The organism is Inquilinus limosus (genome assembly GCF_051487185.1).
GTDB classification, from domain to species: Bacteria; Pseudomonadota; Alphaproteobacteria; order DSM-16000; family Inquilinaceae; genus Inquilinus; species Inquilinus limosus_F.
This window is the reverse complement of the sequence record NZ_JAHVDK010000039.1, coordinates 48,806-57,961: the sequence shown is the minus strand read 5'-3', so window position 1 is coordinate 57,961 and position 9,156 is coordinate 48,806. Positions and strand designations below refer to the sequence as shown.

The 9,156-nt window shown below is 69.3% G+C and carries 9 protein-coding genes; 5 read left to right on the top strand and 4 right to left on the bottom strand.

The window, feature by feature from the left end:
- Positions 1–23 precede the first annotated feature (23 nt).
- A complete protein-coding gene (locus KXR53_RS32215) occupies positions 24–680 on the bottom strand; it encodes a hypothetical protein (protein ID WP_437379712.1) in 657 nt (218 codons plus the stop codon).
- Positions 681–848: 168 nt separating this feature from the next.
- On the opposite strand from KXR53_RS32215, the gene KXR53_RS32210 reads away from it, so the two are divergent.
- Entirely contained in the window at positions 849–1,727 is an 879-nt protein-coding gene (locus tag KXR53_RS32210; RefSeq protein WP_437379711.1) for a DUF4743 domain-containing protein, read from the top strand.
- Between the two features lie 57 nt (positions 1,728–1,784).
- Complete coding sequence (locus tag KXR53_RS32205; RefSeq protein ID WP_026872014.1) at positions 1,785–1,982, top strand: SHOCT domain-containing protein; 198 nt, start codon at positions 1,785–1,787, stop codon at positions 1,980–1,982.
- 13 nt (positions 1,983–1,995) lie between these two features.
- Here the strand turns inward: KXR53_RS32205 and KXR53_RS32200 are convergent, their stop codons facing one another.
- Complete coding sequence (locus KXR53_RS32200; protein WP_437379710.1) at positions 1,996–2,457, bottom strand: N-acetyltransferase family protein; 462 nt, start codon at positions 2,455–2,457, stop codon at positions 1,996–1,998.
- 36 nt (positions 2,458–2,493) lie between these two features.
- Entirely contained in the window at positions 2,494–3,351 is an 858-nt protein-coding gene (gene gluQRS / locus KXR53_RS32195; RefSeq protein ID WP_437379709.1) for a tRNA glutamyl-Q(34) synthetase GluQRS, read from the bottom strand.
- A 435-nt stretch (positions 3,352–3,786) separates the two neighbouring features.
- Here gluQRS and KXR53_RS32190 point away from each other — a divergent pair, with 435 nt between their 5' ends.
- A complete protein-coding gene (locus tag KXR53_RS32190; protein ID WP_437379708.1) occupies positions 3,787–6,414 on the top strand; it encodes a hypothetical protein in 2,628 nt (875 codons plus the stop codon).
- Positions 6,415–6,557: 143 nt separating this feature from the next.
- Here the strand turns inward: KXR53_RS32190 and KXR53_RS32185 are convergent, their stop codons facing one another.
- The gene (locus KXR53_RS32185; RefSeq protein WP_437379707.1) at positions 6,558–7,535 is read right to left on the bottom strand and encodes a cation diffusion facilitator family transporter; all 978 of its coding nucleotides are present in this window, start codon (positions 7,533–7,535) and stop codon (positions 6,558–6,560) included.
- A 242-nt stretch (positions 7,536–7,777) separates the two neighbouring features.
- Between KXR53_RS32185 and KXR53_RS32180 the strand changes: the two genes are divergently transcribed.
- Together KXR53_RS32180 and KXR53_RS32175 are read left to right on the top strand one after the other, a co-directional pair.
- The gene (locus tag KXR53_RS32180) at positions 7,778–8,470 is read left to right on the top strand and encodes an alpha/beta hydrolase (RefSeq protein ID WP_437379706.1); all 693 of its coding nucleotides are present in this window, start codon (positions 7,778–7,780) and stop codon (positions 8,468–8,470) included.
- 106 nt (positions 8,471–8,576) lie between these two features.
- A complete protein-coding gene (locus KXR53_RS32175) occupies positions 8,577–9,140 on the top strand; it encodes an HNH endonuclease (protein WP_437379705.1) in 564 nt (187 codons plus the stop codon).
- Positions 9,141–9,156 lie beyond the last annotated feature (16 nt).

The following is a 9,156-nucleotide window of genomic DNA, read 5'->3' as shown; positions in this document are numbered from 1 at the left end:
CGCCTTGGCCGGGAACCAATAGGTCATGAACAGGATCGCACCGGGGATGAAGCCGTCCGCGGCACCGGCGCCTGGGTCGGCCCCGCGGCCGCCGGCTCCGGCGCGTCGAGGTCGCGGGGGCGGATCTGGGGCTTGGGCGCCTGGAACGGCGCCCGCGGCAGCGCCGCCACCTGGGTTTCCACCGGCGCCTTGCCGGCATCGGGCGCAGCGTCGGGAGCCGCCCGGCGGGCGGGGGCCGCGGCCCCGGCCTCCTCCACGCCCTCATCCTCCGAATTCTGGACCGGACGCGACTGGGCCACCACCTTCGGCCGCACCACCGGCTCCGCCGGCGCCGCTTCGACCGGCGCGGCCTGGGCGGCCTCGATTGAGGCGTTCAGCGCCCAGCGCTGGACGCCGATGCGGCACCCCACCGCCTGGCCTTCCTGGCCCTGGCGGCCGATGCGGAAGACGCGGCAGATGCGCGGGGAGGTCTGAGTCTTGAGCACGGTGACCGAGAGGCCCGAGGGCAGACGCTTGGTCGCATTGGTCCGCTCGGTCTCGAGGATGCGCTGCAGCGCCCGCATGTCGTCGGCCGACAGGCTGCCGAGGTCCGGCGCCGCGGCGGCCGGCCAGGCCAGGGCGAGCAGCAGCAGCGCCGCCCCGCCCGTCGTCGCGATCCGCCCGATCCCAACCTGCCGCACCCGCTATTCCTCCATTCCGGACCGCCGGCCTCGACGCCGAGGCCGTGATCGGGCCCCAAACTAAGCCTTCCGGCGGACGGTTGCACCCCCATCCTGCGCGCGCCCCGGGGCGGGCCGCCGCGGGACCGCCGTTTTCCGGGCGCGGAACATGCTTTACACCAGGAGACGATGAGCCTGCTCGACCGAATCCGCACCTGCACCACCCATGATCCGGCCCGGCTTCGCCCCTGGCGGATCGGCGACACCATCGCCGGCTGGGTCACCCCGCCGATGGCCGCGCTGTTCGACCGGCGGCCCGGCCCGCTGCGGCCGGAGGGCCGCGGCTGGCGGCTGGACGACCGCCTGGCCGGGCCGGAGGCGCGGACCCAGGCGCTGGAGGAGGTCACCGACCGGCTGATCGAGGCCGGGCTGGTGCGCAAGCGGCGCGACGAGCCCTATCCGGTGCTGGCGGAATGGGGCGCGCCGCTGCTGGCCACGGTCGACCGCAGCGCGGCGGTGGCGCTGGGCATCAAGTCCTTCGGCGTCCATCTCAACGGCCTGGTCGATGCGGCGGACGGTCCGCTGCTGTGGATCGCCCGGCGCGCGGCCGACCGGGCGCTGGCGCCCGGCAAGCTCGACAACATCGTCGCCGGCGGCCAGCCGGCCGGGCTGAGCCTGACCGAGAACGTGGTCAAGGAATGCGCCGAGGAGGCCGCGATCCCGCCGGAGCTGGCTCGGCGGGCCGTGCCGGCCGGCGCCATCACCTACATGATGGAGACGGCGGAAGGGCTGCGCCGGGACACGCTGTTCGTCTACGACCTGGCGCTGGCGCCCGACTTCACGCCGCGCAACACCGACGGCGAGGTCGACGGCTTCCGGCGCTGGCCGCTGCCGGCGGTGCTGGAGCGGGTGCGCGACACCGAGGAGTTCAAGTTCAACGTCGCCCTGGTGATCATCGATCTGGCGCTCCGGCGCGGGTTCGTGGGGCCGGAGGAACCGGACTATCTGGAGCTGTGCCGCGGCCTGCGCGGACCGACGGATCTGTCCGCCGAAAGCGGGCTCGACTAAGCGGAACAAAGCGCGCCGCATGGCGTTCAACAACCAATGTCGCCCCCGGGAGATCCCATGCGAATCCTGCCATTCGCCCTCGCCCTCGGACTGGCCCTTCCGGTCGCCGCCTGCGGCGGCAGCAGCCGCACGCCGCCCCCCGTCGGGGGAACGACCACGGGGCAGGAGCTGATCGACCTGGACAACGCCTATCGCCAGGGCGCGATCACCCAGGACGAGTACGAGGAGCAGCGGGAGAAGATCCTGGAGCGGTAGGCCTTAGCCCCGGCTACAGCCGCCCGCGATACACCACGAAGCCCGAGCGGTCGGCCACCTGGTCGTAGAGCCCCATGGCGGTCTGGTTGGTCTCGTGCGTCTGCCAGTAGACGCGGGTGACGCCGGCGGCCCGGGCCTGGTCGTAGACGCCGTGGATCAGGGCCTTGCCGATTCCCCGGCTGCGCGCCGCCGGGCTGGTGAACAGGTCCTGCAGATAGCAGGTCGGCCCCAGCATGGTGGTGCTGCGGTGGAACAGGTAATGCGCCAGGCCCAGCAGCCGGCCGTCGGCCTCCGCCACCAGCGCATGCACCGGCTCATAGGCGTCGAAGAAGCGGGCCCAGGTGGCCTTCGTGATCTCGGCCGGCAGCGCGGTCTCGCCGGCGCGGCCGTAGAACTCGTTGTAACCGTCCCAGAGCGGCAGCCACTGGTCGAAATCGGTCGGGCGGACGAAGCGGACGATCGGTGCGGCGGACATCTCGGCTCCGGACTCGGTGGGTGTCTCCGGCCGATGCTAATCCGGAAACCCCGCCAGCGCCCGCACCTCGGCGGCGGACCTGCCCTGCGCCCGATACGCGCGGATCGACGCCGCGTCGCTGCGCTTGGCCAGGCGCTTGCCCGCGGCGTCGGTCAAGAGGCCGTGGTGGCGCCAGACCGGCACGCGGTAGCCCAGCAGCGCCTGCAGCAGGCGGTGGACATGCGTGGCCTCGAACAGGTCGAGGCCGCGGGTGACCACGGTGACGCCCTGGATCTCGTCGTCCACCGTCACCGCGAGGTGATAGCTGGTCGGCGTGTCCTTGCGCGCCAGCACCACGTCGCCCAGCCGCTCCGGCCGCGCCGCCTGCTCGCCGGCGAGCTCGTCGGTCCAGGACAGCGGGCCGCTGCGCCGCATCGCCTCGGCCATGTCGAGCCGCAGGGCATAAGGCCGCCCCTCGGCCAGGCGGTCGGCGCGCTCTTGCGGCGACAGCCGGCGGCAGGTGCCGGGGTAGAGCGGCACGCCCTCCGGCGTGTCGGCCGGGCCGTGCGGTGCGCTCTGCATCGCCGCGATCTCGGCCTGAATCTCGCGCCGGGTGCAGAAGCAGGGATAGATCAGCCCCTGCCCTTCCAGCACCGCCAGCGCCGCGCGATAGTCGTCCCAATGCTCCGACTGGCGCCGCACCGGCCCGTCCCAATCGAGGCCGAGCCAAGCCAGGTCCTCCAGGATCGCCGTCTCGAGTTCCGGCCGGCAGCGGCCCTGGTCGATGTCCTCGATCCGCAGCAGGAAACGGCCGCCCGCCTCGCGCGCCCGGCGCCAGCCGGCCAGCGCCGAATGGGCGTGGCCGAGATGCAGGAAGCCGGTCGGGCTGGGGGCGAAGCGGGTGACGACGGTCATGCGGGAACAGGCGATGCCGCACATTGCGGCTTCTGCGAATGATCGGAACGGGACGGCCAGATCATAGCAACGGTCAGCCTCACACTGTCTGCCAAGCACGTCCTCGATGCAGTCTGGGCAACTACCATTGGTTTGCCTGTATTTGGAAACGATTTGTTAATTGACGGCCACCGGGTCAACGACTGATTATCGGCAGGTACTAAACTTGGCTGGGATAGTTCGGAATCTAAGTTTTTGGCGCACCGATACCCGCAAGATATGTCGACGCAACGGCCGATCCACTGAAACAGGCCGCACAACACCCCGCTCCCGTGGCCCGCAATCTGACGGCCACAAACCTCTAAGCCCACGAATCTTCATCTGACTACCGAACATCCTCCTGTGGTCGGTCCGACCGGCCGCGGATATGTCCCCGACACATCTCTGGAGATGACCATGGCTCTGGATGCCGCTGACGTCAAAGTCCTCTCGGATACATCCAAACTGACGGTCCCGGAGGGCACGGATCCGACTTATGTCAGCGTGATGGGTTATGCCTCGCAAGGTGACGGCGGCGGTGGCTTCTTTGTCTGGGACGCCCACTCGACCGCGCCGGCCGATGACGGCATGGTTTTCAATCCTAGCAGCGATCCCGATGCCGAAGGCCGCTGGTTGCGCCTGCTGGACAGCAATGTCATCCAAGCGCAGCAGTTCGGGGCCGTCGGCAACGGGGCGCCGACCTCGGATGACGGACCGGCTCTCGCCTCGATGCTGGACTACGCCGCGGCGAGGATCGATGCTGGCAACCCTGTCGAGGTCTCGATCATCGGCAAATTCAGGACGACGCGTTCGCTGACGTTCAAGCGGCCTTTCATGTCCGTCAGGTTCGACGCGACGATCATCGCAGCCGCCGAGACCAGCTCGTTCACCAATGTCCCGGATTGGAACGGCGCTGCGAGCTCGGTCGATGGCACGCCTGTCAAATGCGTCCTCGACAATCGCCGGGGCGGTCAGTCCAACTTCAACGGCACTGTTCTGGTGCAGAGCGAGACGGCGACATCGGGCGCCGGTCTGGCAGCCTACGGCGCCAGCTGGGGAATCCTGACCACGCCGGACGGAACGACGGTTCCGAACATCCCCGGTATGGGCGGAAGCAACAGCAGTTGGGACGCAATCCACACGCAGGGGCTGGACTACGCGATCTACACCCCAGACCAGGGCACGATCTGGAACAAAGGCCAGACCTACGCCCCCGGCACCGTCGTATCCCACAACCGACGCGTTTATGTCTCCTCGGGCGCCGCGGCAGCCGCCGCCGACGCGCCAAGATACGTCATGAACAGAGCCTCCTATCTGGAGTACCTGCTCAACTACGAAGTGGATCCCACGCCCGACAACCAGTTCCTGCCCGATGGGCAGTTGAAGGACTCAAACAGCAAAGACCCGGTGGTGGTCCGCCATTCGGCAGGTCGCTTCGTCCTGGATGGGTGGTTCGTCGTCCACGACGGGCGCACATACCGCGTCACGCTCGATGCCGGCATGAGCAGCTATCAGCTCAATCCGACACCGCCCACGCATGTCGGCAACATCAGGGTCGGCGCTAACGACCACATCGGCTGGCAATATCTCCGCACCACGGCTTACTGCGCGGCCGGCGTGGGAATGACCGTGCGGAAGCTCTTCGCCAGATCGTCGAAGAACGCGATCCGGTCCCAGTTGACCGCCACGGACGATTGCTTTCTGGCATCGGTCCGCGTCCAGGAATCGAAAGCCGAGGCGCTCTGGATCGCCGGGGGCTTTCTCAACATCGGATCTCTGTTCGCCTCGGCCGGACCGCAGGTCGCCGCCTACGCCGCCCAGGATGCGGACGGCAACGTCGTCAACCAGGGATCGCCTTGGGGACAGAATTTCGGCGAGTTGCTGATCGGCAACGCCTATATCGCCGGCGAGTGGGAGCGCGGCCTGATTCTCGGTCAGGCCAGCACGACCCGAATGACCATCGAACCGGATTCCGACTACAAGGCTGCGTCGGGGGCGCTGGTGGAGCTTCATCCCGCGGCCACCAGTGTCACCGCGGACATCCTGTTCCGCGATGAAGTCGTCGAGATCGCCCGCAACAGCGACTACCTGCTGGTCGATGGGTCTGTCGCGCTGGCGGAGAACACGATTTTGACCTGGCAAGGCGGTTTTGCCCGGATTCTGTCCGTGCTGAAACCGGCAACCGGACCGCAATTCGTGGTGGTGCGGCCAGGCCCGGGCATGGTTGTCCCACCCGATGGCGGGGTCGCGCTCAAGGTTGGCGACGACGAGGTCGGTCAAACGGTCGCCAAGACCTATCGCACGCTGCTGGCAGCCGGCTTGGTCGGCGTCTGCGACATCAACCTGGCGCAACGGCCCGCAATCCTTGCGCGGCAGATTCGGGTCCGGTCCCCGCATCGCATTGCCGCCGCGATGCCCTTCAGGCTGGTCCGCAGCATCACCTTGCCGAATATCCTCAGCCAGGATCTGTTCATCGCCGAGACTCCGGACACGTCGCAGGGGACACTGTACCGCCTGTCGAACAGTGCGCTGGTCGCGATGAGCCGGGACGGAATCTATGATCGGGGTGCGACCGGCAGGAAAGTTCCGATCCTGCTTGAGAACGGCAGGCACCAATCGTTCAGCCTGATCACGAACGGGCAGTTGATGCTGCCGAGCGCTTCCAGCACTGATCCGGACTCCCTGACGACCTACTCTCCACCTGGCGCAGAACTGTACCTGAGGATCACCAACCCTGCAGCGGGCGTCGGCGGGCAACCCTTCTTCGCCCAAGCCACGACGGGCCACCCGCCGGTAACCTGGCGGGGCGGGACGCCACCGGCCTGGGGTACTGGCCCCGTCGACCTCTATCTGTGGACGCCGGACGGCACCGTATGGTTCGGAATTGTCCTCGGTTCTGCCCCGGACGTGCGGTCCGGGACCGTGGATCCAGGGACAGCCGGCATCATTCCACGATGGATCGGAGACGAATATCTGAACACAACGACAAAGGCCTGGTGGAAAGCTGCTGGCACGGCCAGCGCCGATTGGCGGGCGCTCAGCTGAGCCGGCATGGCGGCACGTCCGGTTGACACAACCGGCGCCAGCCGAGATGCGGGAAGCCGGTCGGGCTGGGGGCGAAGCGGGTCACGACGGTCATGCGGGAACAGAGAAGGAGTCCCCGCCGCCGCGTCAGGCCCGCGGCCGCACTAGGCTGCGGCGGCCATCAGGCGAGGTCCGGCCGGCGCCGCCAGGGGCCGCGGCAGGATGGCGACGGACAGGGCCGGGATCAGCGGCCGCAGCATGGCCATCAGCTCGATCCGGAGCCGTTCGATGGCGGCCACTGAAATCTCCTGCGCGCAGCCCAGCTCGATCTCGACATAGACCACCCCGCCCGCCCGGCGGGTGCGGATGACGCCGGGATCGCCGAAGCCGCCGGCGCAGCGGGCCAGCGCGGCCGCCAGCGGCCGGCGCACGTCCTCGCCGCAGGCGGCATCGATCAGCTCGCCGATGCTGCTGCGGATGATCTGGACCGCCCAGAACGCCATGGACAAGGCCACCAGCAGGCTGGCGACCGGGTCGATATAGGGGCCGATCGCTGTGTCGCGGAACAGCACGGCGCCGCCGAGGGCCGCCGCCATCAGCAGGTTCGAGGTCACCTTGTCGATGAACAGGCGGATCTGCGACTGCACCAGCGGCGACGGGTCGTGCCGCCGCTGCGCGCGGTAACGCAGCAGGATGGCGCCGTTGACCAGGCCATAGACCAGGTTGATCGCCAGGCCGGCGAAGACGCCGCTGCCCGCGACCGCGGCGCCGCCCTGCCAGAGCCGCAGCGCCGCCAGGGTGGTGACGAGGCAGAGCGAGGCGACCATGAACACCCCGACCACGGCGCTGGCCAGGCTCTCCAGCTTGCCGGTGCCGTAGTCGAGCCCCGCCGGCCGCTCGGCCAGCGCCCGCCGCGCCACGATCCAGGCCACCAGCACGCAGGCGGTGTCGAGCACGGTCAGCAGCAGGTCGGCGGCCAAGGCCAGGGAGTTCGAGGCCAGGACGGACCAGGCGGTGACGGCCAGCGTCGGGATCACCGCCAGCACGGCGACCCGTGCCGTCCGCTCCCGCTGCCGCGCCGACGCCGTGCCGTCCACCGCGGGCTCCACCTGGATGCACGCCGTTCCCTCGACCACCGCCATGATCGCCTCCCCCCGATGCCGCCGCCCCGGTCGGGCCGGGACTGGCGTCGCGCTGCAGGAACGGCCCCAATCTATCCAGCCGCGCATAACCCGGTAGGTCCAGATGGGGGTAACCGGTGGTGCCAGATGCCCTCCCGATGGGTCCAGATCCCATTTTTCCATGAGTCCAGATGCCCGTCCGGGGCCGACAGACGTGAAGGCGCCTGGTTGACAGGCCGGGCGGGGGTCGGGACAGATGGCGCATGGACACGATGCGCCCCCTCTTCGGCCCCCGCCTCGCCCCGGCCAGCGGCCGCGCCCCCAAGGCCCTGATCGTCCTACTGCACGGCGTCGGGGCCGACGGCCAGGACCTGATCGGCCTGGCGCCCTACTGGGCCCAGCAGCTGCCCGAGGCCGAGTTCCTGGCGCCGGACGGGCCCGAGCCTTGCGACATGGCGCCGTTCGGCCGGCAATGGTTCAGCCTGCAGGACCGGACGGCGTCAGTGATGGAGACGGGGTTGCAGGTCACGGTGCCGGTCCTGAACGGCTTCCTCGACCAGGCTCTGGCCGAGCGCGGCCTGACCGACGCCGACCTGGCGCTGGTCGGCTTCAGCCAGGGCACCATGACCTCGCTCTACACCGCGCTGCGCCGGCCGCGACCCTGCGCCGCGGTGATCGGCTATTCCGGCGCGCTGCTGGGCGCGTCGACCCTGGCCCGCGACATCCGCTCGCGCCCGCCGGTGCTGCTGGTGCATGGCGAGGAGGACCCGGTGGTGCCCTTCGCCGCCATGGCCGCGGCGGCCCAGGCGCTGCAAGGCGCCGGGGTGGCGGTGGAGACCCTGGCGCGCCCCGGCCTCGGCCATGGCATCGATCCGGAGGGCCTCGCCGCCGGCCTCGCTGCGCTGCGCCGGCACCTGCCCCAGACGGCGGAGCGGAGCGGCGTGACGAGATCGTGACATTTCCTGGGGTTTGGGCGCAGGATATTGCGTCAAGCGGGTTTCTGCGTATATCCATGGCGCATCCGCGGCCCCGCGGGACACGAGGTGATGGCGAAGGAGTGGGATGGTGTCTCCCCCACCCGACAGTTGCCCGGCACTCGTCCTCAACGCTGACTTCCGTCCGTTGAGCTACTTCCCGCTGTCCCTGTGGCCCTGGTACGAGGCGATCAAGGCGGTCTTCCTCGACCGGGTGAACATCATCGCCGAATACGACCGGGTGGTGCGCAGCCCCTCCTTCGAGATGCGGCTGCCCAGCGTCATCTCGCTGAAGGAGTACATCCCCTCGGCGCGGCGGCCGGCCTTCACCCGGTTCAACGTGTTCCTGCGCGACCGCTTCAGCTGCCAGTACTGCGGCGGGCGTTTCCCGTCGCAGGAGCTGACCTTCGACCACGTCATCCCGCGCTCCCGCGGCGGGCGCACCAGCTGGACCAACGTGGTCGCGGCCTGTTCCGTCTGCAACCTGCGCAAGGGGCACCAGATGCCCGACCACTGCGGCATGCATCCTTTGACGCCGCCGCAGCAGCCGACGACCTACGAGCTTCAGGAGAATGGGCGGGCTTTCCCGCCCAATTTCCTTCATCAGAGCTGGCGCGACTTCCTGTACTGGGACACCGAGCTGGAGCACTGAGGCCGGTTCGGTCGCC